Genomic DNA, 25,362 nt, shown 5'->3' on the forward strand with positions numbered 1-25,362 from the left:
GCAACAACCTCGGTACGAGACCTGCGCCTAGTCGATCGGGTACTCGGCGCTGAGTTCGCGGTCACGGCCGAGGAAGTCGACGGCGTACTCGGTCGGGTTGCCGTCCTGGTCCCAGTAGAGGTTCGTCATGGTGAGGCAGTCGGTTCCGGTCTCAAGTCCGAGCAGGTTGGCGACATCGGCCGGTGCGGGCTGGAGTGCGATTACGTCGCGGCGGCGAACCGCTCGGCGTCCTGTGCGTTCCTCGATCAGGCCGAAGGTCATCTTCGGAAGCGGGGCCGTGGACAGGAGTTCGGGTGCGGCTTCGGCCAGTTCGCCCGGAAGCCATGACGTCGAGACGGTGACCACTCCGCGGTCATCGCGGTAGACGCGGCGGCGTGCGACCGCTGTCGAACCTTCGGGCAGTGACAACGCTTCGGTGACGGTCGAATCCGCGTCGACCAGGGCTGAACTGACTACCTCGACCGTTTCGTTCGGGCGGTAGCCGTTGCCGGTCGCCCGGAACATCTGGAGACGGTCGGGGCCGGTCGTCTGCTTGTGCGCGATGGAGACGAACGTGCCCTGGTTGTTGCTCTGGACGTAGCCTTCCGCGCGTAGCTGCGCGATGGCCTTCGCTGCGGTGGCGGAAGCGACCTGCCAGCCCTGCGAAATTTCGATGACGGACGGTAGCTTTGTGCCCTCGGTCAGCTCGCCGTTCCTGATCTGGACTCGGAAGTGCTCCGCGATCTGCATGTAGGCGGGCGCGGGCCGGTCCACTGTCGGCGACATGGGAAATACCTCCTGGCATTCGCGTGCTAGCTGACGAACCAGTCTATCAACTGCGGTTTCATCCCCCTTGACAAGCGCGTGCTAGTACGCGATGAGTTCGCGTGCTAGCATACGAATACGGGTCAAAAGCGGACAACCGGAGGTCATCATGCGGGTTCACGGAACAGCGACAGCGGCGGCGCTTCGCCCCTCGCGTCTGAACTTCGTCGGGTACTGCATCTACTGCTGCAAGCCGGGGTGCGCGTCGGCGGAGTGCATCGCCTACCACGCCCGATCGGTGTGGGAAGTGTGCCCGCGCTGCGGTGGAAGCGAGTACGTGGACGGTCACATTGACCCGGAGACGGCGTGCGGTCGCTGCGATTGCACGGGCGGGTTGACCGAGACGACTCCTGCCGGGGTGGCCGCGTCGGCGGCGACGGTGGTCGAGTTCCCGCGTCCGGCGGGGCAGACGGTGTACGAGTGCTGGCCGCATGATGGTGGCGCTCCGACGCGGTGGGTTCGGTGATCGCGGTGGGTGAGCGGGTGACCGAGGCCGAGGCGCATGTGTTGTTGCTCGGGCGTGAGGTGCTTCCGGTGCGGGAGCAGGCGGTGTTGTCGTGGCTGTTGTCGCGGCCGGATCGGATGTCGATCGCGTTGGCCGACGAGTGCGGCTACGACTGGACCTCGAAGGCGTTCCGGGAGTTGAAGGATCGGTGGCAGGCGTACGGGCTGCTCACCTACGGCTACAGCAAGACCTACAACGCGTGCCTTCCGCAGGCGACCGAGTTCGCGGCGTTGGTGATGGGCATGGACCCGGTCGAGTGGATCGTCTACACCTGCGCCGGTGCCGAGGTGGTCGACCTCGACGCGCACGCCGAGGATTACGACCTGGCGGCGGGGGAGCCCGCGTGATCGTCGATCAGGTCACCGACACCGATACCGCTGCTGTCCCGCGTGAGACGGCGGCGGATCGGCGCGCGCAGTTGAACGTGGTCGAGTTGGCGGCGTCGATGGCCGAGCAGCACCAGGTGTGCCGCCGACCCCTGGCGATGCATGCCACCAAGGCGGATGGCTCCACCGAATACGTTGCCGCCCCGTGCAAATCGACCATGGAGTGCGTCTGTCCCGGGTGTGCGGCCAGGGCGCGTCTGCTCCGTATCCAGCAGTGCCGCGAGGGCTGGCACATCGAGAAGGAACCCGAGACGGTGAAGAACGAACCCACCACCGAGCAGGCAGACCTGCTCACCGCCCGCACCGCCCTGGCCGAGGAGTACTCCCAGGCCAAGGAGGCGGGGGACGGCGACGCGATGGACGGTATCGCCGAAGTCGTCGCCGAACTCGACCAGGAACTCCGCGATTCGGGAATCCGCGGCAAGCTCCCGCCCCTCGATCCGGAGCCGCGTACAGCCCGGAAGCGGTCGACTCGTCGTCAGCAGGCCGCGCCGGACCTGCCCCGCAAGACGGTGGGTAAGTCGACGGTGGGGCGGGTGTACGCGGGCAAGTACCGGCCCTCGATGTTCATCACCCTCACGTTGCCCTCCTACGGGCGTATCCATCGGGACGGGGCCGGTGTCGACGCGAAGGGCAAACCGGTCTCCGACGGCGCACCGGTCGACCCGTCGAGCTACGACTACCGCCAAGCCGCGCGGGACGCGATCCACTTCGCGGCGTTGTTCGACCGGTTCGTGCAGAACTACCGGCGCGCGACCGGCCGTGACATCCAGTACTTCGCGACGGTGGAACCGCAGAAACGCGGCGCACCGCACATCCACATCGCGGTACGCGGCTCGGACTCGCGGGAGTTGATCCGCCAGGTGGTCGCGGCGACCTACCACCAGGTGTGGTGGCCCCACCACGACCGCGAGGTCTACAGCGCTGGTCGGTTGCCGTTCTGGGACTACCAGCGCAACCGGTTCGTGGACCCCGACACCCGCGAACCCGTCCCGACCTGGGACGAAGCACTCAACGTCATGGATACCGTGGATGATCTCGAACCCGCGCACGTGATCCGCTTCGGCTCCCAGATCGACATCAAGGGCATCCTGGGCGGCACCGAGGAGGCTGGACGTCACATCGGCTACCTGACCAAGTACCTGACCAAGTCGGTCGGTGACGTGCTGGAAGCGGCGACCGACCGCGCCGACGATCACTACGACCGACTCCACGCCGAACTCCAGCGAACCCCGTGCTCCGCGTCGTGTGGGCTGTGGTTCCGCTACGGCGTGGTCCCGAAGGGCGCGAAGGCCAAGACCATTCCGGGCGTGTGCAAGGGCAAGGCACACCGGCGCGACACGTTGGGGATGCGCGGGCGTCGGGTTTTGGTGTCGCGGAAGTGGACCGGCAAGGACCTGTCCGACCACAAGGCCGACCGCGTCGAGTTCGTCCGTGAGCGCCTGGCCGAGGTCGGGATCACGCGCGAGCAGTCCGCGCACTGGAAGATCGCCCCGGCCGAACCGGGTGACCCGAACGTGCCCCCACGCGAGCACCTCATCATGCGCATGGTCACCCAGAAGATCGCCCAACGCGCCGAGTACAACCGCGCCGCGATCGCCCTCGGGGAGGCGTCGTCGCCACCGCCTGTTTCACGTGAAACCGTTCAGCCACAACAAGATTCGCCGAACTCGGCGGCGTAGAGGAGTGGTGGTCATGGAGGCTCGTAGCGAATACTTGGACGTGTCGGGGGCGGCTGCCTACCTCGGAACCGGCGTGCGGTTCATCCGTCGGCTCGTCGCGGAACGGCGGGTGGTGTTCTACAAAGTCGGCGGGCACGTGCGATTCAAAGTCTCGGACCTGGAGGCGTTCGCGCAGGCGGGTCGGGTCGAGCCGATCGAGGTTCGGTGGCACGGTGGCAAGGCGGTGGCCTGATGGCGAGACGCCGTTTCGGCAACGTCCGCAAGCTGCCGTCCGGGAAGTTCCAGGCGTCGTTCATCGGGCCGAACGGGAAGCGTCAGAATGCGCCGAACACGTTCCGCACCAAGACCGACGCGGACCGGTGGTTGGTCAAGGTCGAGTCCGACATCAGCCGGGGAACATGGCTGGATGATGGACTCGGGCGACAGCGCTTCGAGGACTACGCGAAGGCGTACCTTCGCGACAATCCCGAGGTCGGTCGGCGGTGGGAGGAAACCTGCCTGCGCAATATGCGGCTGCACATGGGTGACCTGCTGGACGTGCCGCTGGTCGCCATGTCGCCCGCGATCGTGCGGGCCTGGTACGCCAAGGTCATTTCCGGAACGGGTGGACGTACCTCGATCGCGCAGTCCTATCGGTTCTTGAGTACGGTGATGAACCTCGCTGTCCGCGAACGGGCGGTGTCGATCAATCCGTGTCAGATTCGCGGTGCCGGAGCGAGTCGGGCGAAGGAACGTCCGATTGCCACGCCCGCCATGATCGAACTGCTGGTGCAGGCCATCACTCCGCGGTATCGGGCGGCGGTGCTGATGGCCGCATGGTGCGAGATTCGACGCGGCGAACTGTGCGCGCTGCTCACCGACTTCGTGGACGCCGATTCGGCAACCGCGTGGGTGCTGCGCAACCGGGTCGAACTGCTGGAGTCTGACGTGGCGTTCGACAAAGACCCGAAGACGGATGCCGGTCGTCGCCCGATCGCGATCCCGCCGCACGTCATGCCGTACGTCATCGCTCACCGCGACGAGTGGGCGGGGCCGGTGCGGTTCTTCGTCGGCCGCGACGGTGCGCCGATGCGCGGCAATGCGATCTCGCAGGCGTTCAACCGGGCGAAGAAACAGGTCGGGTTCCTCGGGACGTTCCACGACCTGCGCCATACCGGCCAATCGCTCGCGGCGGCGTCTGGGGCCACGCTGGCGGACCTCAAGAAGCGGGCTGGGCATTCCTCGGATCAGGCGGCGTCGCGATACATGCACATGGTCGCGGGTCGTGACCGGGAGATCGCGTACCGGCTGAGCGAGATCGCACGCACGGGCGACGCGTCCAAGCTGCCGCCCGGAATCGTGATGCACTGAGATATCGCACGTAGGCCGCGTGCCTGGACGTTGCATGACCCCTGACCAGCGGAAACCCCAGGGCTTTGGGAGCGGAGGGTCGCAGGTTCAAATCCTGTCACCCCGACAGTCTTTCGCGGAACACCGCCTCGCTCGAGGCCCGCTCGCCCGGATCACCGCGCGTGGGCGACCGCATTCGTCGAAGAGTCGAGAAAGGCCCGTACTCCTTGGAGTACGGGCCTTTTCGGTGTCGTTCAGCGCTGGCGGCTGGTGCGGGCGCGCCTGCGTTCGGCCTGGAGTTCGGCGAGTTCCTGTTCCAGGAGTTCGGCGATGCGGAACTGGCCGGTGTCGTGGATCGGGTCCGGGGCCGGGACGACCTGGAGATCCGGTTTGGCGGGAACGGCGGGGGTCTCCTTGCCGTTCTTGGCCGGTCGGGGTTCCGGGGTGGCACGGGACTTGGAGGGCACCACCTTGCGCAGGCCGCTCTTGGGCTGAGCCGCCGTCTTCGCCACGGGCCGTTCCACGGGGACGTCGGCGGGTTTGACGATGGGGGACGGGACCGCCTTCACCGTGGGTGCGGGCTCGGCGAACGCGGCCGCGATCGACTCGTGAGCGCGCTGGGCGGTCGCGGGCTCACGCTTCGGCGTGGCCGCGGGCTGCGGCGCCGCCGGGGCGGGAGTTTTCGCGGCGGCGGGCGCCGGAGCGGGTGCGGCGGCGGGCGCGGGTGCGGCGGCGGCCGGTTTCGCCGGTGCGGCGGCGGGTTTCGCGGGCGCGGGACGCGCGGCCGGGCGAGGCGCGGGCTCGCTCTGCTCCTGCGCGACGGGCTTCGCGGCGGCCGGGGCCGGACGCTTCGGCTCCTCGGCCTGCTCGACCTCGATCTCGTCGGTGGGCGCTTGCTCCTCGGCTGCCTCCGGGTCGTCGGCGAACTGTTCGGCGGGCTCGTAGAGGCCCTCCGGTTCGGCGTGCGGGTCGAAGGCGGGCTCGGCTTCGGCGGCGGGCGCCTCGGCCTCGATCACGACCGTGCCGGGCTGGGACAGCTCCATCGCCACCGGGCGGTAGGACGCGAGATCGGGCAGCCTGCTGCGGATGACCTCGGCCGGATCGGGCAGATCGCGGACCTGGTCGGTGGCGCGCGCGATGGCCAGGCCGTAGCGGGCGCTGGCGGCGTCGTGGATGAGCAGGGCCACGCCGATCATCACCGGCGCGACCGCGTGCACGCCGGCGTCGAACCACTGACCGCCGCGCACGTAGGGGTAGGTGTTGAGGCCGACGGTCAGCATGAGCAGCGCGATCTCGGCCGCCACGACCTGACCGCGGTTGTCCATGACACCCCATTCGGACACCTTGTTGGTGCCGATCATGATGATGATCAAGCAGACGCTGATCATCGCCTCGATGAGGTAGCTGAACCAGTACAGCGGATCGCCCGGGCCGCCGGGGGCGATGTTCTGCTGGACGTTGACCGCCGACCAGAGCATGCCCGCACCGACCACTCCGGCGAGCGCGCGCAGTGACCAGGCGCGGTGACGGTACAGCGAGGCCAGTTTGGCGTGCGGACTCGATTCCCGCCGCTGTGCGGCAATCGCTTTGCGAGCGACCAGTAGATCTCTGATGTCGGCCTTCTCGATTTCTTCCGTGGTCTGGCGGGCCCGGTCGGCGGCCGCGGCCGCGGCCTGCGCCTGTTTCCACCGTTGCGAGCGATCCTGGCCGCGGATCTTCTCGGCGAGGTCGCGTTCGGCGTGCAGTTCGTCCTCGGACAGCGCCTGCGTGAGCGCCGGATCGAACTGGTATGCCAGTCTGCCTCGGGCCTTTTCGACCCGCCGGGCCAGCTGACTGACATCGTCCTCGATGGGATGCTCTATCGTCACCTCGACTCCCGCCCGGGCAGGTTCGAGGTTTGGCAAGTGATCACACATGGGAACGGCACATGCCATTCATAGTCGATCGGGCGGTGCCTGCGAAACTGTGGATTAGCCGCGAGGGGGGTCGATCTCGGCGTGGCGCGGGCGACACGCCCCCAGCAAATTCGGCGGGCGGACATGTCGCGTTCACGGAGCCGGTACTGTGTCGGGCTCGTTCGCGTTCTGTCCGGGCAGCTCAGCGGTGTTCCGCGCCTCGAACGAGGTCCCGATCGCTCGGCGGGAGCCGGGTGGATTCCCTGTCGTGGGGGCGCCGGAAACCGGTCAGCGCCCACCCTGCCGATACCGACCGGTAACTATGGGAATTCGATCAACGGATCGCGGCCATCCGACTCAGGTGCGAACCGAGCGCCGTGTCCGTGACCGGCACCAGGGTCAGATCCGTGCTCGTGGTCAACAGGTAGCGGCCGTCGTCGCTGAAGTCGAGCCAGGTGCGATGCCGGGTGGGCGGCGACATGGGATCCTCCGGCGCAACCGTCACGGTGATGAAGCCCCGCGCGTCGATCGGCCGGTGCAGGGTATCGCGGAAGACGGCGGCGCGCTCGGCCTCCGCCGAACGGTCCAGCGCGTGCCGGCCGGTCTCCAGCACGGCCTCGCGGGGCTCGCGCATCGGGGCCAATCGGCCCGCGGGCGCGGAACCCATGGCCGACACCAGATGTCGCGACACCCGGCGCGCGTGACACGCGATGACGGTGACGTCGCACGGCCCCGCGACGATCACCGTCCCCCAGACCAGGTGCGCGGCCCCGAAGGCCAGGATCGGATCCTCGGTGCGGCCGTCGGCGGTGTAGCGGTCGCCGGAGACGGTGATGGTGGTGACGTCGCCGCGCGCGCACAACGCCAGCGCGCCGGTCAGATCCGGATCGCGATTGCGGCCGAACCGGTCGACGAGTCCGAGCTTGTCCCAGTCGTTCTCGCTGCGGACGGTGCCGCGGTGGGCCATGTTGATCGGATAGGGCCGCCGGTCGAGCCCGGTTTCCACCGACCATACGTAGGTGAACTCGTCCGGGCTCAGGACCCACTTCACGGCGCAGGCTCTCCGCGCACCGGCTCCCGGAAGGCGGGCACCGCGTCCCCGGAGGCCACCAGTGTCGAGTTGTAGAGGAAGGTCAGCGTGTCCTGCGCGTCCGCGAGCGCGGTGGCGGCGGCGATGTCGTGGGCCATGCGCCGCGGTCCGCCGTCCACGGCCTCGCGCACCGGGTCGGGGTCGGGGACGTACGGCGCGACCGGTGCCGGGATCGCGTCGCGCACGGTCTGGGCGGCCGAGGAGTTCTGTTCCATGAGCCGGTGCACCGCGGCGCACACGTCCTGGGCGGCCAGTCCCGAGCGGACGAATTCCTCGGTGGCCCGGGTGGCCGCGTCGGCGGCCCGGCCGTGCCATTCCGCGAATTCCTGGCGGACCGCCGCGGCGAACACCTCGAACAACTGCTCGAGGGCGTCGGCCCCGGCCCGCCAGCCCTCTGCGGTGCGGCCCAGCGCGGCCGGATCGAGGGCTTCGTGCACCAGCCGCCAGATCTCCTCGTGGGTGAAGGCGTCGAAGGCCTCGCGGTCGGGAACGTAGGGATCGTCGGTTTCGGCGGGTCGCCCGAGCGGCTTCATAGTCGATCATCCAGTTCGTCGGCGGCCACGGCCAGTGCCGCGCGCCGGGCGGCGTCGGCTTCCTCGAACAACGCGGCCGCCGCGAGATATCCGGCCTTCAGACGCAAAGCGGCCTCCTGCAATTCGGTCAGCACCTCGCGGTACCGCACCCCCTTGTCCTCGAACCCCCTGGTCAGCGCCACACCCGAGGGCAGTTGGGCGAACCCGGCGACCTCGGTGAGTTCACCGCCCGCGCTCCTGGCCCGTGCCAGCCCTTCGATCAGCGCGTCGCAGGCGGCCTCGAGTCGGCGCGCCGACCCCTGCGGCATCGCGAACTCGCCCGCCGCGGCGGCCTCGTACACACCGGCTTCGGCGGCCTGCGCCTCGTCGGGTCGCACTGTTCCGGCCCCCTCGATCTCGGTCGACACCAAAGTCCTTGAAGCTCGGCAGTTTATCAGTGGGGGTATCCGCCGGAGGTGGGTTCTCGGGCCGCTGTGCGGTACCCCGACACGTGAGAACGGCCACTGTGGCTTCGCACGATGCGTTCACAAGGCGAACGCCTGAGAGCCGAGCGCGATCGTCCGAGCACGCGGGCCGGGCGACCGAGGCCGCGATCCTCGGGGCCGACTTGGACACCCAGCGCGTCGGCGGTCAGACGGTCGACTCACCCGGCCAGCGCCATTGCGCCACCTCGGGAATGTCCGCGCCGTGTTCGCGAGTCCAGGCACGCGCGTTCCACCGGGCGTCGACCATCTCCTGCCGCAGTCCGGCGGCGCGGTCGCGCAGCGCGGGCACACGGTCGATGACGTCGGCGACCAGGTGGTAGCGGTCCAGGTCGTTGAGCATCACCATGTCGAACGGCGTGGTGGTGGTGCCCTTCTCCTTGTAGCCGCGCACGTGCATCCCGGCGTGGTTGGCGCGCCGGTAGGTCAGGCGGTGGATCAGCCACGGGTAGCCGTGGAAGGCGAAGATGACCGGCCGGTCGCGGGTGAACAGGCTGTCGAATTCGCTGTCGGTCAGGCCGTGCGGATGTTCCTCGGCGGGGGACAGGCGCATCAGGTCGACCACGTTGACCACCCGCACCCGCAGGTCCGGCAGGCGGCGGCGCAGGATCTCGGCGGCGGCCAAGGTCTCCAGCGTGGGAACGTCGCCCGCGCAGGCCAGCACCACGTCGGGCGTGGTACCGACGGTGTCGTTGTTGCCCGCCCACTCCCAGATCCCGAGTCCGCGCGCGCAGTGCGCCTCCGCCTCGCGCACCGACAGCCAACTGGGCTGTGGCTGCTTGCCCGCGACCACCACGTTGACGTAGTGCCGCGAGCGCAGGCAGTGGTCGTAGGTACTGAGCAGGGTGTTGGCGTCCGGCGGCAGGTAGACCCGCACGATCTCGGGTTTCTTGTTCAGCACCACGTCCAGGAAGCCCGGGTCCTGGTGGGTGAAGCCGTTGTGATCCTGACGCCAGACGTGCGAGGACAGCAGGTAGTTCAGGCTGGGAATGGGCCGTCGCCACGGGACCTGGGCGCTGGCGTCGAGCCATTTCGCGTGCTGGTTGAACATGGCGTCGACGATGTGCACGAACGCCTCGTAGCAGGTGAACACACCGTGCCTGCCGGTGAGCAGGTAGCCCTCCAGCAGCCCTTGGCACATGTGCTCGGACAGCACCTCGATCACCCGGCCCTGGCGATCCAGGTCGACGTCGCGCGGGTCGATCTCGGCCTGCCAGTTGCGCCCGGTCACCTCGAGGATGTCCTGGAGTCGATTGCTGGCCAGTTCGTCCGGGGCGAAGGTCAGGAAGTTGTGCGGGTTGTGCCGGGTGACCTCGCGCAGCCAGCCGCCGAGGACGCGGGTCGCCTCGTGGTCCTGCGCACCGGGTGCGGTGACCTCGACGCCGTACTCATGCCAGTCCGGCAGGCGCAGGTCGCGCACCATCGATCCGCCGTTGGCGACCGGGTTGGCGCTCATCCGCCGCGCGGGCTCGGGCACCAGGTCGAGCAGGTCCGCGACCGGCGCGCCCGCCTCGTCGAACAGGTCCTCAGGACGGTAGGACTTCAGCCACTGTTCGAGTACTTCCCGGTGCCCGTCGTCGGTGCGCGCCGACGGCAGCGGCACCTGGTGGGCGCGGAAGGTGCCCTCGACCTGGTCGCCGTCGACGTAGGGCGGACAGGTCCAGCCCTTCGGGGTGCGCAGCACGATCATCGGCCACCGCGGACGCTCGGTCGCCCCGTCCTCGCGCGCGGCCCGCTGGGCGGCCGCGATCCGGTCCAGGGCGGTGTCGAGCGCCGCGGCCATCGCCTGGTGCACCGCGGCCGGGTCGTCGCCCGCGACCACGATCGGCTCGTGCCCGTAACCGCGCAGCAGCGAGAGCAGTTCGTCCTCGGGGATGCGGGCCAGCAGGGTCGGGTTGGCGATCTTGTACTCGTTGAGCGCCAGGATCGGCAGCACCGCGCCGTCGCGTCGCGGGTTGAGGAACTTGTTGGCGTGCCAACTGCCCGCCAGCGGCCCCGTCTCCGCCTCGCCGTCGCCGACGACGCAGAACACCGTCAGGTCGGGGTTGTCGAGCGCGGCGCCGTAGGCGTGCAGCAGCGAATAGCCGAGTTCGCCGCCTTCGTGGAAGGAACCCGGCGTCTCGGGGGCGCAGTGGCTCGGCACCCCGCCCGGGAAGGAGAACTGGGCGAACAGTTCCTTCATGCCCTCGGCGTCGCGGGGGATGGCGCTGTAGAGCTCGGAGTAGGTGCCCTCCAGCCAGGCGCACGCGTTCGGGCCGGGACCGCCGTGGCCGGGACCCGCGACGAAGACCGCGTCCAGGGCGCGCCGCCGGATCGCGCGGTTGGCGTGCGTCCAGACCAGGTTCAGGCCGGGGACGGTGCCGAAATGCCCCAGCAGCCTGGGTTTGACGTGTTCGGGCCGCAGCGGTTCGCGCACCAACGGGTTGGCCATCAAATAGATCTGGCCGACCGCGAGATAGTTCGCCGCCCGCCACCACGCGTCCAGCGCGAGCAGTTCCGCGCGGTCCAACGGGCCGGGGACCTCGGCGAGTCGGTAGGGCCGCGGTGCGACGGTGCGCCCCCCGCTGCTGTCGACGTTGTCGGCCGAGGTGTCGCCCTCGGTGGCGGCCGTTCGGGTCATGTGCCGAACTCTCCTCACACTGATGACAGGGGCGGTCGCGACCTGGAGTGCCGTCGTCCGCGCTGGACTTCGGGGCGGATCGCGATCGACCCTGGCCGCGATCGAGGGTGTCGGGTGAGCTGCGGGCGGATTCGACCTCAGCCTACCGAGCGTCGGGCCGCGCGCCACCGCACCGCGCGAGTCGGCCGGGCGGGGAGCATACGGCGGGGTGGTGTCCGGTTGTGCGGCTCACGCGCGCGTGGCCTAAGGTCCGCCGCATGCGAAATATCGGCAGGATCATCGGAGTCGCCGTCGTCGCCGCGGTCGCGTTCGCCCTCACCGCTTGTGGCTCCGACGACGACTCGGCCGCACCGGCGAGTTCGACCGCGCGGTCCGCGTCCTCGGCCGTCGCTTCGACCGCCCCGGCGACCAAGACCCACGGTCGCGAGTGCACCGCCGACGACGTCGAGGTCAGCAACGGCTTCGGCGAGAACCCCGTCATCACCCTGCCCGACGACTGCGATCCGCCCACCAAGTTGGTGGTCAAGGATCTGGTCGCGGGCAGCGGGCCCGGCGCGGCCACCGGTCAGCAGCTCACCATGAACTACTCGCTGGTGACCTGGTCGGACGGCCAGAAACTGGACAGCTCCTTCGACCGCGGCAAGCCGTTCCCGCTGACCCTGGGCGCGGGCCAGGTCATCCCCGGCTGGGAACAAGGGCTCGAAGGCGTGCAGCAGGGCACACGGCGACTGCTGATCATCCCGCCGGACCTCGGCTACGGCAAGGGCGGCAACGGCATCAAACCCAACGAGACGCTGGTCTTCGTCACCGACGCCGTCGCCGTCGGTAACCGCTGACCGATTGCAGCGCTGCCCGGCCGGTCAACTACCCTGGTCGGGATGCGCGTCCCGCCGTGCGCGGGTGACGCGAACCACCGACCACACGTACGACGAACAAGGAGCATGTCCGTGAAGAGCACCGTCGAGCAGCTGAGCCCGACCCGGGTCCGGATCAATGTCGAGGTGCCCTTCGAGGAACTGAAGCCGGACTTCGACCGCGCCTACAAGGCGCTGGCGCAGCAGGTCCGCATCCCCGGCTTCCGCCCGGGCAAGGCTCCGGCCCGACTCCTCGAGGCGCGCCTCGGCCGCGGCGCGATCCTGGAGCAGGTCGTCAACGACGCGCTGCCGGGCCGCTACAGCGAGGCCGTCACCACCTCCGAGGTGAAGGTCATCGGTCAGCCCGAGATCGAGATCACCAAGATCGAGGACGGCCAGGAGCTGGCCTTCACCGCCGAGGTCGACGTGCGTCCCGAGATCGCGCTGCCGGACTTCGACGACATCGAGGTCACCGTCGACGCGTTCACCGTCGAGGACGACGACATCCAGACCCAGCTCGATTCGCTGCGTCAGCGCTTCGGCACCCTGACCGGAGTCGAGCGCGCCGTGCAGAACGGCGATTTCGTCTCCATCGACCTGTCCGCCACCGTCGACGGCGAGGAGGTGGCCGACGCCACCACCACCGGCCTGTCGCACGAGGTCGGTTCCGGTCAGCTGATCGAGGGCCTGGACGACGCCGTGGTCGGCCTGTCGGCCGGCGAGTCGGCCGAGTTCACCTCCACCCTGGTGGCGGGCGAGCACGCGGGCAAGGAATCGGTCATCAAGGTCACCGTGCAGAGCGTCAAGGAGCGCGAACTGCCCGAGGCCGACGACGAATTCGCCCAGCTGGCTTCGGAGTTCGACACCCTCGACGAGCTCAAGGACGACCTGAAGAAGCGCGTCGAGCTGAACAAGAAGGTCGAGCAGGCGGGCACGATCCGCGACAAGGTGCTCGAGGCGCTGCTCGACAAGGTCGAGGTGCCGCTGCCCGAGGCCGTGGTCAAGGCCGAGATCGATGCCGTCACCCACGACGCGGTGCATGGTTTCGACCACGACGACGCCAAGCTGGCCGAGGCGCTCGAGGCGCAGGGCAGCAGCCGCGAGGAGTTCGACAAGGACACCAAGGAAGCCGCGGAGAAGTCGGTCAAGACGCAGTTGCTGCTCGACGCGGTCGCCGAGGCGGAGAACACCCAGGTCGGCCAGGACGAGCTGACCGAGCGGATCCTGTTCCAGGCCCAGCGTTACGGCCTGTCGCCGGAGCAGTTCATCCAGCAGGTGCAGCAGGCGGGCCAGCTCGGCGCGATCTTCGCCGACGTGCGCCGCGGCAAGGCGCTGGCGGGCGTGGTGGGCCGGGTCAAGGTCACCGACTCCGAGGGCAACGCGGTGGACACCTCCGAGATGTTCGGCGGCGGGGAGGATTCCGTCGACGAGCTCGCCGAGGCGCTCGAGGCCGCCGACGCGACCGAGGCCGAGGCCGACAAGGCCGACAAGGCCGCGGAGTAGGTTCCGGATTTTCCGAGCGCGGGCGTGGTCGAGCACTGGTCGGCACGGCGCGTCCGCGCGCGCAGCGCAGGTGAGGTCAGCGAATTTGCGCTGTGAGCGAAGAAGGGCGGTGCCGGGAGTTCGGCGCCGCCCTGCTTCGTTACTGTTTGTGACAGCGAAGATCAATGGCTGTGTGGCGATGGGCGCTGTACCGCGTTCACGAGCTGTGTAGCTTTCAACGCTGTAGAGCTTCTAAACGACGAGCCGGTGAGAAGAGAAGGCAGGTATCCGTGACAATGAACAAGGCAGGGGTCGTCATGAGTTCCCCCACTGCTGGCCTCAACCTCAGTGATTCGGTCTACGAGCGCCTGCTGCGTGAGCGCATCATCTTCCTCGGCACCCAGGTCGACGACGACATCGCCAACCGTCTGTGCGCGCAGATCCTGCTGCTCGCGGCGGAGGATCCGACCAAGGACATCGCGCTCTACATCAACTCCCCGGGTGGTTCGGTCACCGCGGGCATGGCCATCTACGACACCATGCAGTTCGCCGAATGCGACATCCGCACCGTCGGCATGGGTCTGGCGGCGTCGATGGGGCAGTTCCTGCTGACCGCGGGCACCAAGGGCAAGCGCTACGCGCTGCCGCACGCCCGGATCATGATGCACCAGCCCTCCGCGGGCATCGGCGGTTCGGCCGCCGACATCGCGATCATGGCCGAGCAGTTCGCCCACACCAAGCGGGAATTGAACGAGTTGCAGGCCCAGCACACGGGCAAGTCGATCGAGCAGGTCACCGCCGACGCCGACCGCGACCGCTGGTTCACCGCGGCGCAGGCGCTGGAGTACGGCTTCATCGACCACGTGGTCAGCCACGCGAACCAGGCGAACGGCTCGGGCGGCAGCTAGCGAGGCCACCGCGGCTCCGGCGCGGACCGCGGCAAGCACTCGATCCCGTTCACCCCCACAGACTTTGGAGACGAAGATGGTCAATCCGATCGACCCACGCGCCGGCGTTTCCGGCATGGCCCCGCAGGGTCCGCACTCGCGCTACATCCTGCCGCAGTTCACCGAGCAGACCACCTACGGCGTCAAGACCTCCGACCCGTACAACAAGCTGTTCGAGGAGCGCATCATCTTCCTCGGCGCACAGGTCGACGACGTCTCGGCCAACGACATCATGGCCCAGTTGCTGGTGCTCGAGTCGCAGGATCCCGACCGCGACATCACCATGTACATCAACTCGCCCGGTGGTTCGTTCACCGCGCTGATGGCGATCTACGACACCATGCAGTACGTGCGCGCCGACGTCGTCACCGTGTGCCTGGGCCAGGCGGCCTCGGCCGCGGCGGTGCTGCTGGCGGCGGGCGCGCCGGGTAAGCGGGCCTGCCTGCCCAACGCCCGCGTGCTCATCCATCAGCCCGCCCTCGAGGGCGGCATCCAGGGCCAGGTCTCGGATCTGGAGATCCAGGCGGCCGAGATCGAGCGGATGCGCAGGCTGATGGAGACCACGCTGGCCAACCACACCGGCAAGGACGCCGAGACGATCCGCAAGGACACCGATCGCGACAAGATCCTGACGGCCGAGGAGGCCAAGGAGTACGGGATCATCGACCAGGTGTTCGGCTACCGCAAGTTGAGCGCGCAGAAGTAACTGTCGCTCTGTGTCAAGGGAATCCGGCCGGGTGGTGTGTCGAGGACAGACTGTCCGGCCGGTTCGCTTCGGCCTCCGGTGGAGGTCGCGGCGACGCGGCCGGCGCCCCGGAACCGGCTTTCTCACGGCGCTCAGGTTGCCGCGCGGTGAGAACTCGCACAACGCGGGCGAGAAACATGCTCGAGTTGTCGACCTCTGTCGACCACACCGGGTACGGTCGACCTAGGAACCTTTGCTCCCGGTTGACGGCGTAGCTCGACCCGCCCGACATGCTCGAAGTGTTCGTTGATACACCCGGGCGCGGTGGAATGCCGGCAACCTGGACGGACGGTTGCACGCGGACAAGGAAGTAGGGACCCACGAGATGGCGCGCATCGGAGATGGCGGCGATCTGCTCAAGTGCTCGTTCTGCGGAAAGAGTCAGAAGCAGGTCAAGAAGCTCATTGCGGGACCTGGGGTGTACATCTGCGACGAGTGCATCGATCTATGCAACGAGATCATCGAGGAAGAGCTGGCCGAGTCCAGCGAGGTCAAACTCGATGAGCTGCCCAAGCCCGCGGAGATCCGGGATTTCCTGGAGAACTACGTCATCGGGCAGGACACCGCCAAGCGCACACTCGCGGTCGCCGTCTACAACCACTACAAGCGCATCCAGGCGGGTGACAAGGGGCGCGACAGCCGCGGCGAGACCGTGGAGCTGACCAAGTCGAACATCTTGATGCTCGGCCCGACCGGGTGCGGTAAGACGTATCTGGCGCAGACGCTGGCCAAGATGCTCAACGTCCCGTTCGCGATCGCCGACGCCACCGCGCTGACCGAGGCGGGCTATGTGGGCGAGGATGTGGAGAACATCCTGCTCAAGCTGATCCAGGCCGCCGATTACGACGTCAAGCGCGCCGAGACCGGCATCATCTACATCGACGAGGTCGACAAGATCGCCCGCAAGAGCGAGAACCCGTCGATCACCCGTGACGTCTCCGGCGAGGGTGTGCAGCAGGCGCTGCTGAAGATCCTGGAGGGCACCCAGGCGAGTGTGCCGCCGCAGGGCGGGCGCAAGCATCCGCACCAGGAGTTCATCCAGATCGACACCACCAACGTGTTGTTCATCGTGGCGGGCGCGTTCGCGGGCTTGGAGAAGATCATCTCCGACCGCACCGGCCACCGCGGGATCGGCTTCGGCGCCGAGGTCAGGTCCAAGGCCGAGATCGATACCACCGATCACTTCGCCGAGGTCATGCCGGAGGATCTGATCAAGTTCGGGTTGATCCCGGAGTTCATCGGCCGCCTGCCGGTCGTCGCCTCGGTGACGAACCTGGACAAGGAATCGCTGGTGAAGATCCTGTCCGAGCCGAAGAACGCGCTGGTCAAGCAGTACATCCGGCTGTTCGAGATGGACGGGGTCGAGTTGGAGTTCACCACCGACGCCCTCGAGGCCATCGCGGATCAGGCGATCCTGCGCGGTACGGGCGCCCGTGGTCTGCGCGCGATCATGGAGGAGGTGCTGCTGCCGGTCATGTACGACATTCCCAGCCGCGACGATGTCGCGAAGGTCGTCGTGAACGCCGACACGGTCACCGAGAACGTGCTGCCGACCATCGTGCCCCGCAAGGCCCAGCGCGCCGAGCGCCGCGAGAAGTCGGCCTGAGTTCGAGTTCTACCCGAACGGTCCGGATATCACCCGATATCCGGACCGTTCGCTTGTTCCCGGATGCGTGTCGTCCGGTGATTTCTGGTTACTCTTGTGCGGCAGGTGTGGGCGCGCGTGGATTCGGGTACCCCCCTGTGAGGGTTGAGTAACCAGCCCAGTCTCACCAGTGTGTGAACGAGGCGCATCATTCTGCGCGGTGCCGCACGGCGAATCCGCGTGCGACAGGACCGGGGTCCACATGTCGACCGTTTCCATCACCACTCGGCTCAGCACCACCGTTTCCCGCCAACCAGGCCCGATCGACCGTCTCCAGGTCTCGATCACCGAACCTGGTGACTCGGTGACGCTGTGCGCCGTCGCGGGGGAAGTCGATTGCTACACCGTGGAGGTCCTGCGCGCGCGCCTGATCGGTGCTGTGGACAAGGCCGCGCGCACGCTGGTGGTCGACCTGTCCGCGGTGAGCTTCTTCGGCGTGGTCGGCCTGTACGTGCTGTTCGAGGCACGGGAACAGGCCGACGGCACGCGGCGGCGACTGCGGTTGGTCACGGGACCGCGCTGTGTGGATCGGGTGCTGGATGTGGCCGGCGAGCCGGTGCGCTTCGAGCGTTTCCCCGACCTGGCGAGCGCGGTGCTCGACCGGGACTGAACCCTAGACCTTCTCGGTGATCATGTCGTCCTGGCTCCAGTAGGCCCGCATGCGGGTGATCTTGCCGTCGTCGTCGAATTCCATGACGTCGATGGGGCTCAGGCTCAGGCGCTGATCGCCGAATTCGGTGACGAGGGTGAAGACGAACGCGGCGTGCTTACCGGCGATGCGCACGGTGTCGGGGCGCAGTTCGGTGTGGCGCTGGAGGTTGGCGATGACGTCGTAGAACTCGCGGATGGCCTGGTGGCCGTGGCGCGGTTCGGTGCCGATGGGGTCCTCGACGACGGCGTCGGGGGCGTAGAGGTCGACGATCGCCTGGGTCGGGCCGGAGCCGACGAGTTTGACGTACTGCTCGACCACATCGCGGATCTGTGCCATCGGAACTCCTGAGGAATTGGAACCTGTTCTAGTTCGGAGCCTAGCAGTGATTCCTCGTCCGATGCTCGGTATGGCGGCGCCTCGGGGGCCGGGGCGGGCCCGTTACCGGGCCCGGATCGGGGATCGCCGTTGATCCCCTGGGTTCTTCGTTGAACCGTGGCCCCCGGTGGCACGTGGTGATGTATTCGATGTTCTGTTGATCCTGTCGTCGCGCGGCCCCGCGGCGTTACGCCGGAGCCGGTGGGGCGAGGGGGCCGCAACCGTCCGGCAACAGCGGTCTATGGTGAACAATGGTGGACCGACAACTCCATGACCGGGGTTCCTTTTCGTCCGATTCGCCCGCTCCGGGCGGGCGCTTCACCTCTTACGACGGCGCGGCCTCGGAAAACTCATCGCTACTTCCACCCGGTGTGTCGACGGGTTGCTGTCGATGGCGTGCTGTTTACTCGGTCCGGTCAACCAGATGTTCGAGAGTGACGAGTGAAAGCGGAGGAGACATGGCACTGCCCACGATGACCGCCGAGCAGCGCACCGAGGCGTTGGCCAAAGCGGCCGCGGTGCGCAAGGCGCGCTCCGAACTGATCGGCAAAGTGAAGGCGGGCAAGGTTTCGGTCGCGGACCTGCTGAAGAAGGCCGAGTCCGACGAATTGGTCAAGAAGACCAAGGTGGCCGCGGTCATCAAGGCACTGCCCGGTGTCGGTCCGGTCAAGGCGGCCAAGCTGATGGATCAGGCCGAGATCCCCGAGGATCGCCGCATCGGCGGGCTCGGAGCGCGGCAGCGGGCCGCGCTGCTCGAGGCGCTCGACGCCTGAGCCCGGGTACCGTCCAGGCATGACCTCGGAACGAACGCTCACGTCGGTTGCCTGGTTGTGCGTCGAGGGAGGCAGGTTGCTCGCGGTCCGCACCGAGGGCCGCGACGCCTTCTACCTGCCGGGCGGCAAGCCCGAGTCCGGTGAGACGCTGACGCGAGCGCTCGTCCGAGAGGTCCGCGAGGAAGTCGGTGTCGACATCGACGAGGACGGCGTCAGGCCCGAGGTGACCATCACGGCTCCCGCCCACGGTCGCCCGGGCACCCTCGTGGAGATGCATTGCTTCCGCGCCGCGGGGCGCGGGATTCCCGCCGCGGCGGCGGAGATCGCCGAGATGGCGTGGTTCGGTCCCGAGGACGAGCACCGGTGCGCCCCCGCCGTCGTCCTGGCCCTGCGCCACCTGACCGCCGTCGGCGGCTGGGCCTGGTCCGATCAGACGGCCGCGGTGCGCTCGGCGTCCAGGTGATCGATGGCGAGTCGGTCCCGGCCGGTGTAGACGTTCATGGTGTCCCCGCGCAGGAATCCGACCAAGGTCAGCTTCGCATCCGCGGCCAGGTCGACGGCCAGTGAACTGGGGGCCGACACGGCTCCCAGCAGCGGCGCCCCCGCCATCACGGCCTTCTGGACCAACTCGAACGACGCGCGGCCGCTGACGATCAGTACCAGATCGTGGGCGGGGACACGGTTCTCGCGCAGCGCCCACCCCAGCACCTTGTCCACCGCGTTGTGTCGGCCGATGTCCTCGCGCACCACCAACGGCACGCCGTCGGCGGTGAACAGACCGGCCGCGTGCAGGCCGCCGGTCGCGTCGAACACCGTCTGCCGGGCGCGCAGCGTGCGCGGCATCTCGGCCAGCGTCGAAGTCGTCACCAGGGGAGCGGGTTCCGGCAGGGGATGACGGGTGTGCACGCGGACTTCCTCCAGCGCGGTCTTCCCGCACAACCCGCACGCGCCGGAGGTCAGGAATCCGCGCGGACGCGCCGTGACCGGCACGCGCAGGTCGACGTCGAGCACGTTGTAGGTGTTGTGCCCCTGCTCGTCCACGCCCGCGCAGTAGCGCGCGGCCAGGATGTCCTCCGCGCCGCCGATGATGTTCTCGCTCAACAGGAATCCGTGCACCAGATCGATGTCGGCGCCCGGGGTGCGCATGGTGACCGTCAGTGACTCGCCGCCGAGGCGGATCTCCAGCGGTTCCTCCACGGCCAGGGTGTCGGGGCGCGCGACCCGCCCGTGCGCGGTCAGCCGCAGGGTCGGACGGCGCGCCGTCACCCGGCTCACGAGCTTTCCCCCACGTGCACATGCGGTTCCAGCCGGATCGTGACCGCCTTGGAGACCGGTGTGTTCGACCGCGCCGCGACGTGATCCAGCGGCACCAGCGGATTGGTCTCGGGGTAGTAGGCGGCGGCGTTGCCGCGCGGGGTGGGGTAGGCGACCACGCGGAAGCCCGTCACCCGGCGGTGCGCGTCATCGGTCCACTCCGAGATCAGATCGACCAGATCACCGTCCGCGTAACCGAATTCGGCGATGTCGGCCGGATTCATCAGGATCACCCGGCGACCGCCGCGCACACCGCGGTAGCGGTCGTCCAGACCGTAGATGGTGGTGTTGTACTGGTCGTGGCTGCGCAGGCTCTGCAGGATCAACCTGCCCGGCGGCACCGGCAGCCACTCGAGGTCGTTCAGCGCGAAATTGGCACGGCCGGTGGCGGTGCGGAATTCGCGCGCGTCGCGCGGCGGATGCGGGAGGACGAAGCCGTTGCGTTCGCGGACCCGGGTGTTGTAGTCGGCGCAGCCCGGCACGACGCGGGAGATGGCGTCGCGGATCTTGTCGTAGTCGTCGCGGTAGCGCGACCACGGAACCGAATGGTCGGGGCCGAACAGTTCCGCGGCCAACTCGCAGACGATCGCGACCTCGCTGCGCAACTGGTCGCTCACCGGGTCGAGCCGTCCGGTGGACAGGTGCACCATCGACATCGAGTCCTCGACCGACACCTGCTGGCGCACCCCGGCGCGGACGTCCTTGTCGGTGCGCCCCAGCGTCGGCAGGATCAGCGCCGTGCGGCCGTGCACCAAGTGGCTGCGGTTGAGCTTGGTGGAGATCTGCACGGTGAGCGAACAGCCGCGCAGAGCGGCCTCGGTCACCTCGGTGTCAGGGGTGGCGGAGACGAAATTGCCGCCCATCCCGACGAAAACCGACGCGCTGCCGTCCCGCATCGCCCGGATGGCGTCCACCGTGTCGTAGCCGTGCGAGCGGGGGCTGGTGATGCCGAATTCGCGGTCCAGCGCGGCCAGGAACGTCTCGGGCATCCGCTCCCAGATTCCCATGGTGCGGTCGCCCTGCACGTTCGAGTGGCCGCGCACCGGGCACACGCCCGCGCCGGGCTTGCCGATCATGCCGCGCATCAGCAACAGATTCGTGGCCTCCTCGATGGTGGCCACGCCGTGCCGCTGCTGCGTCAGACCCATCGCCCAGCAGACGATGATGGTGCGCGCGCCCGCGAACAGGTCCGCGGTGCGCTCGATCTCGGCGCGCGCGAGCCCCGTCGCCTCGACCACCGTGTCCAGGTCGACGGCCCTGGTCTGCCGCTCGTACGCCTCGAACCCCGCGCAGTGGCGCTCGACGAACTCGCGGTCGACGACCGTGCCGGGCGCGCGGTCCTCGGCCTCGAACAGCAACCGGCCGATCCCGCGGAACAGCGCCATGTCGCCGCCGAGCCGGATCTGCAGGAAATCGTCGGCGATGTCGACGCCGGTGGTGAGTCCCTTGACGGTCTGCGGATCGCGGAAAGCCAGCAGACCGGTCTCCGGCAACGGATTGACCGCGACGATCCGCGCGCCCTTCGCCTTGGCGTTCGCCAGCGCGCTGAGCATCCGCGGATGGTTGGTGCCCGGATTCTGGCCCGCCACGACGATCAGATCCGCGGCGGCGAAATCATCGATGGTCACCGACCCCTTGCCGATGCCGATCGACCCGTTCAGCGCGGTGCCGGAGGATTCGTGGCACATGTTGCTGCAATCGGGCAGGTTGTTGGTCCCGAAGCTGCGCACCAACAGTTGATAGAGGAATGCCGTCTCGTTGGCGGTGCGACCGGAGGTGTAGAAGACCGCGTCGTCGGGGGAGGCCAGACCGCGCAGTTCGTCGGCGATCAGGCGGTAGGCGTCATCCCAGTCGATCGGGGCGTAATGGGTGGCTCCCGGCCGCAACACCATCGGATGGGTCAACCGGCCCTGCTGCCCGAGCCAGTAACCCGAGCGGGTCGCCAACTCGGCGACCGGATGCGCGGCGAAGAACTCCGGGCCGACCGTGCGCAACGTCGCTTCCTCGGCGACCGCTTTCGCGCCGTTCTCGCAGAACTCGGCGGGCCGACGATGCCCCGACGGCTCCGGCCACGCGCAGCCGGGACAGTCGAAGCCGTGCACCTGGTTGACCCGGGCCAGCGTGCGCGCCGTGCGCAGCACGCCCATCTCCTCCACCGAACGCTTCAACGCGACGGCCACCGCCGTCACGCCCGCGGCCCGCTGTTCCGGCGCGCGCACCGTCACCGCGGATTCGTCGATGTCCTCGCTCGGGCCGTTGCGATGCATACCCACAGTGTCCTCTCCAGACCCGCGGTCCGCCCCGGGATACCCGGACGCCCGCTCTTCGCATGGTACGACCGCGTTCCGACGCGGGGCGCGGGAGCTACTCGGAGATCCGGGTGGGGCCGTTCGGGTCGGCGACGCGATAGGTGAGGATCTTCTCGCCGATCCGGATGCTCCATCCGGGCGGCAGCGCGGTCGGCGAGGTGCCGACCCTTGTCCACGAATCCGCGCCCGGTGCGGCGACGAAGGTGCCCGCGGGCGTTCCCGCGTCGCGGATGTTGACCTTGCCGCGTTCCAGGGTGATGTAGGCGTGCACCCGGGAGACGTGGCGGTCGCGCGGCACCGACAGCGGCGAGGCGGTGGCGTTGCGGACCGATTCGTCGTTCATCGGGCTGCGGCCGATCACGTACGGGCGGTCAAGGGGGTAGGCGGTGTCCTCGAACAGCAGCGCGCCGGGAGCGGTCGACCCGTCGGTCGCGGGCGGCCGAGCCGGTCGGGTCGCGGAATCGTCGGGCGGCACGGCCGGGCCCTTGTGCAGGGCCAGCGACCGCGACTGCGAGAACGGGCGCGGTGTCGGGGCCTCCGAGCGCGCGCTCGGCGGCGCGGACTGCTCGGGCGGTGGCTGCACCGGATGGTCCGATCCCGACGCGCCCGGACCGGTCGGGCGCGGACGGACGGGCTCGCTGCCGGTGAACGGCGGGACCGATGTCGCGCGGGTCTCGGGCAGGTCCGCGTCGCCCGCGGGGTCCAGCGCGTCGAAACCCGCGGGGGCGGTGTGCGCGGGTTCGACGGCGGTCGGCGGTCGGGCGGTGTCGCGCCGGTCGGCGGCGGGGGAACGGCCGCCGCCGCGCACGCCGACGCGGAACTCGAAACCGCCGCCGGGCACCACGCCCGCGCGCAGGTCGGTGCGGGGATGCGCGGCGGGGGAGTCGGCTTCCTCGGCGGTGACGGTGATGCGGCGCACCGGTTCGCGCACGATCTCGTCGACCCAGGTGAACGCGCGCGCCCCGGAGATCCGGCGCACCCCCTCCGCGCCCTGGATCTCGGCGACCACCGGGCCCCGCAGCAGGATGACGATGCCGTCGGAGGTGGGCGCGAGCACGCCGAACGGCGGCGGTTCCGAACCGCCCGCGAACACCACGGCCGCCAGACGCTGGGCGATCGCCGCCCCGGGATGATCGTCGTCGGCCACGGCTTCGATGGCGCCGAGAATGCGGTCGGTGGAGGAGGTCTCAGCGGCCAGGTACACGACCACGGCCCCGAAACGGGCGATCAGGCCGTCGCCCGGCGCGATCCCCACGGTCGACGTGCTGGTGGGCACCCGGCCTCCTTCCCGCGCGGCGTCGGCGTCCAGCATAGTGGTGCCCCGCCGTCGCCACGCCGGGGTCGGTCGGCGGGCGCACCGGCCCGGCCGCTCCGGAAATGTCCGACATGCCGATCGCCGTTCGTGTCAAACGACGTTCGCCGCTGCGTAGGCTCCCCCCATGGCGAAGTGCGGTGATCCGATGACCGACCCCCGATCCGCGGCCGCGAGCGGAAAGGCGCGCCTATGAGAGCCGCGCCGGTCAGCCGCAGGGCCCGTCCCGCCAAAGCCCCGCTCAGTCGCGAGGCGATCGTGGAGACCGGACTGCGCATCCTCGACACCGACGGACTCGCCGCGCTCACCATGCGGCGGGTCGCCCAGGAACTGGACACCGGCGCGGCCTCGCTCTACGTCTACGTCGCCAACCGCGACGATCTGATGGCGGCCATGCTCGACGACGTGATCGGCGCGGTGCCCGAACCGCGCGGCGGCGGATGGCGCGACCGACTCGTCGCGCTGGTGGAGGCGACCGTGGCCGCGATGGCGCGCCATCAGGGGCTGGCCCTGGTCGCGCTCGGCGCGAGCCCCACCGAGACGGTCACCAAGCGACTCATCGACCGCATGCGCCTGCTGCTGGCCGAAGGCGGGGTCGACGTGCGGACCGCGCGCTGGGCGGTCGGCCTGCTCTACCTCTACATCACGGCCTCCGCGGCGGGCCACATCGAAGGGCTGCCCGCCCGACCCGACCACGACGGCGGCCCCGCCGATCCGCGCCGGGTGCGCTGGGAACTACGGGCTGTCATCGACGGAATCCTGGCGACACCGGCGGGCTGAACCGGCGATACTCGGGCACATGACAACCTGGTATGCCGGCGCTTGCGGCCCAGTGGGGCCGCGCGGTGCGGGACCGGTGGTGCCGCCCGATGCGGAACCGACTGCACCGGGCGCGGCGGAAGCGAGTGGGCCCGACCGCGGGAAATTCGATGTCGTGGACCGGACGAGGTCGAGCGCGCCGGCCGTGCGAGATCCGATGCCATGAACGGTGAGGTATCGGCTGGGGCGGACCGTGGGGGATCGGCGGCGATCCGGGCGGCGGGCGAGGCGGATCTGCCGGTGCTGCGGGAGATCGAGGTCGCCGCGGGCGCGCCGTTCGCGGCGATCGGCATGACCGAGATCGCCGAGGACGATCCGCCGACGCTGGAACGGCTGCGTGAATTCGCCGAGGCCGGGCGGGCCTGGGTGTGGATCGAGCGGGACGAACCCGTCGCGTACCTGGTTCTCGGCGTCGTCGACGGCGCGGCCCACATCGAGCAGGTGTCGGTGCGGCCCGACTTCGCCGGACGGCGCATCGGACTGGCCTTGATCCGGCACGCCGCCCGGTGGGCGCTCGCGCGCGGCATCGACACGATGACGTTGACCACCTTCACCGAGGTGCCGTGGAACGGTCCGTACTACCGCCGCGCGGGGTTCCGCGAGATCGCGCCCGCCGACCTCGGTCCGCGGTTGCGCGCGATCCGCGCGGCGGAGGTGGCGCACGGACTGGACCGAACGTCACCGCGCACCGCGATGCGCGCCGCCTGCGCCGAGGTGTTGACGACGCACTGAGCGGGGCGACGACGGGTGAGTCCTGCTGCGGGCGTGAGGGTTTGCCGCACGACCTCCCTCGGCGAGGACGCTGATTC

At 69.1% G+C, this 25,362-nt stretch carries 24 protein-coding genes; 14 read left to right on the forward strand and 10 right to left on the reverse strand.

All coding sequences use genetic code 11. From position 1 onward, the window contains the following. Positions 1-27: 27 nt before the first annotated feature. A complete protein-coding gene (locus ON30_RS07270; RefSeq protein WP_040705097.1) occupies positions 28-765 on the reverse strand; it encodes a GntR family transcriptional regulator in 738 nt (245 codons plus the stop codon). A 501-nt stretch (positions 766-1,266) separates the two neighbouring features. Here ON30_RS07270 and ON30_RS07275 point away from each other — a divergent pair. The 4 genes from ON30_RS07275 to ON30_RS07290 are packed head-to-tail and all read left to right on the forward strand — an operon-like array spanning position 1,267 to position 4,727. Next, positions 1,267-1,656, forward strand: coding sequence for a hypothetical protein (locus ON30_RS07275; RefSeq protein WP_157183647.1), 390 nt, complete (start codon positions 1,267-1,269; stop codon positions 1,654-1,656). Further along, a complete protein-coding gene (locus ON30_RS07280) occupies positions 1,653-3,377 on the forward strand; it encodes a replication initiator (RefSeq protein ID WP_245553965.1) in 1,725 nt (574 codons plus the stop codon). Before ON30_RS07275 ends, ON30_RS07280 begins: the two co-directional genes overlap by 4 nt. A 13-nt stretch (positions 3,378-3,390) precedes the next feature. Then, the gene (locus ON30_RS07285; protein ID WP_040705259.1) at positions 3,391-3,609 is read left to right on the forward strand and encodes a helix-turn-helix domain-containing protein; all 219 of its coding nucleotides are present in this window, start codon (positions 3,391-3,393) and stop codon (positions 3,607-3,609) included. Beyond that, positions 3,609-4,727 carry a tyrosine-type recombinase/integrase gene (locus ON30_RS07290; RefSeq protein WP_040705102.1) on the forward strand — a complete coding sequence of 373 codons (1,119 nt, stop codon included), beginning with the start codon at positions 3,609-3,611 and terminating at the stop codon, positions 4,725-4,727. Before ON30_RS07285 ends, ON30_RS07290 begins: the two co-directional genes overlap by 1 nt. A 233-nt stretch (positions 4,728-4,960) precedes the next feature. Here ON30_RS07290 and ON30_RS07295 read toward each other — a convergent pair whose 3' ends face one another. The 5 genes from ON30_RS07295 to ON30_RS07315 all read right to left on the reverse strand — a co-directional run bounded on the left by ON30_RS07295 (position 4,961) and on the right by ON30_RS07315 (position 11,326). Beyond that, positions 4,961-6,574: a hypothetical protein gene (locus ON30_RS07295; protein WP_040705104.1), complete on the reverse strand. Its 1,614-nt coding sequence runs from the start codon at positions 6,572-6,574 to the stop codon at positions 4,961-4,963. A gap of 361 nt (positions 6,575-6,935) precedes the next feature. Then, positions 6,936-7,652 carry an ESX secretion-associated protein EspG gene (locus tag ON30_RS07300; RefSeq protein WP_040705106.1) on the reverse strand — a complete coding sequence of 239 codons (717 nt, stop codon included), beginning with the start codon at positions 7,650-7,652 and terminating at the stop codon, positions 6,936-6,938. Next, positions 7,649-8,224 (reverse strand): hypothetical protein, encoded by a 576-nt coding sequence (locus ON30_RS07305; RefSeq protein ID WP_040705107.1) that lies wholly within the window; start codon positions 8,222-8,224, stop codon positions 7,649-7,651. The genes ON30_RS07300 and ON30_RS07305 overlap by 4 nt, the downstream gene beginning before the upstream one ends. Next, entirely contained in the window at positions 8,221-8,631 is a 411-nt protein-coding gene (locus ON30_RS07310; RefSeq protein ID WP_051029030.1) for a hypothetical protein, read from the reverse strand. The genes ON30_RS07305 and ON30_RS07310 overlap by 4 nt, the downstream gene beginning before the upstream one ends. Before the next feature lie 223 nt (positions 8,632-8,854). Next, positions 8,855-11,326: a phosphoketolase family protein gene (locus ON30_RS07315; RefSeq protein ID WP_083911201.1), complete on the reverse strand. Its 2,472-nt coding sequence runs from the start codon at positions 11,324-11,326 to the stop codon at positions 8,855-8,857. A gap of 257 nt (positions 11,327-11,583) precedes the next feature. Here ON30_RS07315 and ON30_RS07320 point away from each other — a divergent pair, with 257 nt between their 5' ends. The 6 genes from ON30_RS07320 (at position 11,584) to ON30_RS35960 (ending at position 17,609) form a co-directional block, all read left to right on the forward strand. After that, positions 11,584-12,162: an FKBP-type peptidyl-prolyl cis-trans isomerase gene (locus tag ON30_RS07320; protein WP_040705109.1), complete on the forward strand. Its 579-nt coding sequence runs from the start codon at positions 11,584-11,586 to the stop codon at positions 12,160-12,162. Between the two features lie 111 nt (positions 12,163-12,273). Then, entirely contained in the window at positions 12,274-13,683 is a 1,410-nt protein-coding gene (gene tig / locus ON30_RS07325; protein ID WP_040705265.1) for a trigger factor, read from the forward strand. A 296-nt stretch (positions 13,684-13,979) separates the two neighbouring features. Next, positions 13,980-14,570, forward strand: coding sequence for an ATP-dependent Clp protease proteolytic subunit (locus ON30_RS07330; protein WP_051029031.1), 591 nt, complete (start codon positions 13,980-13,982; stop codon positions 14,568-14,570). 76 nt (positions 14,571-14,646) lie between these two features. After that, entirely contained in the window at positions 14,647-15,315 is a 669-nt protein-coding gene (locus ON30_RS07335) for an ATP-dependent Clp protease proteolytic subunit (protein WP_040705113.1), read from the forward strand. Positions 15,316-15,679: 364 nt separating this feature from the next. After that, the gene (gene clpX, locus ON30_RS07340) at positions 15,680-16,960 is read left to right on the forward strand and encodes an ATP-dependent Clp protease ATP-binding subunit ClpX (RefSeq protein WP_040705115.1); all 1,281 of its coding nucleotides are present in this window, start codon (positions 15,680-15,682) and stop codon (positions 16,958-16,960) included. 241 nt (positions 16,961-17,201) lie between these two features. After that, positions 17,202-17,609: an STAS domain-containing protein gene (locus ON30_RS35960; RefSeq protein WP_051029052.1), complete on the forward strand. Its 408-nt coding sequence runs from the start codon at positions 17,202-17,204 to the stop codon at positions 17,607-17,609. Between the two features lie 3 nt (positions 17,610-17,612). Here ON30_RS35960 and ON30_RS07350 read toward each other — a convergent pair whose 3' ends face one another. Continuing rightward, complete coding sequence (locus tag ON30_RS07350) at positions 17,613-17,987, reverse strand: nuclear transport factor 2 family protein (protein WP_040705117.1); 375 nt, start codon at positions 17,985-17,987, stop codon at positions 17,613-17,615. 497 nt (positions 17,988-18,484) lie between these two features. On the opposite strand from ON30_RS07350, the gene mihF reads away from it, so the two are divergent. Together mihF and ON30_RS07360 are read left to right on the forward strand one after the other, a co-directional pair. After that, on the forward strand, positions 18,485-18,799 hold the full coding sequence (mihF, locus tag ON30_RS07355) for an integration host factor, actinobacterial type (protein ID WP_040705119.1): 315 nt from the start codon (positions 18,485-18,487) through the stop codon (positions 18,797-18,799). A 19-nt stretch (positions 18,800-18,818) separates the two neighbouring features. Beyond that, on the forward strand, positions 18,819-19,262 hold the full coding sequence (locus tag ON30_RS07360; RefSeq protein ID WP_051029032.1) for an NUDIX hydrolase: 444 nt from the start codon (positions 18,819-18,821) through the stop codon (positions 19,260-19,262). Here the strand turns inward: ON30_RS07360 and fdhD are convergent. The 3 genes from fdhD to ON30_RS07375 all read right to left on the reverse strand — a co-directional run bounded on the left by fdhD (position 19,229) and on the right by ON30_RS07375 (position 23,698). Continuing rightward, a complete protein-coding gene (fdhD, locus tag ON30_RS07365) occupies positions 19,229-20,074 on the reverse strand; it encodes a formate dehydrogenase accessory sulfurtransferase FdhD (protein ID WP_051029033.1) in 846 nt (281 codons plus the stop codon). The two genes, ON30_RS07360 and fdhD, sit on opposite strands and share 34 nt — an antisense overlap. Continuing rightward, positions 20,071-22,380, reverse strand: coding sequence for an FdhF/YdeP family oxidoreductase (locus ON30_RS07370; protein WP_040705121.1), 2,310 nt, complete (start codon positions 22,378-22,380; stop codon positions 20,071-20,073). Before ON30_RS07370 ends, fdhD begins: the two co-directional genes overlap by 4 nt. Before the next feature lie 97 nt (positions 22,381-22,477). After that, entirely contained in the window at positions 22,478-23,698 is a 1,221-nt protein-coding gene (locus tag ON30_RS07375; protein WP_157183648.1) for an FHA domain-containing protein, read from the reverse strand. Positions 23,699-23,926: 228 nt separating this feature from the next. Here ON30_RS07375 and ON30_RS07380 point away from each other — a divergent pair, with 228 nt between their 5' ends. Beyond that, a complete protein-coding gene (locus ON30_RS07380) occupies positions 23,927-24,514 on the forward strand; it encodes a TetR/AcrR family transcriptional regulator (protein WP_040705125.1) in 588 nt (195 codons plus the stop codon). A 201-nt stretch (positions 24,515-24,715) separates the two neighbouring features. Further along, positions 24,716-25,285, forward strand: coding sequence for a GNAT family N-acetyltransferase (locus ON30_RS07385; protein WP_051029034.1), 570 nt, complete (start codon positions 24,716-24,718; stop codon positions 25,283-25,285). Positions 25,286-25,362: the final 77 nt, after the last annotated feature.

Origin of the sequence: Nocardia takedensis NBRC 100417, from assembly GCF_000308695.1 — a bacterium.
Lineage (GTDB): Bacteria > Actinomycetota > Actinomycetes > Mycobacteriales > Mycobacteriaceae > Nocardia > Nocardia takedensis.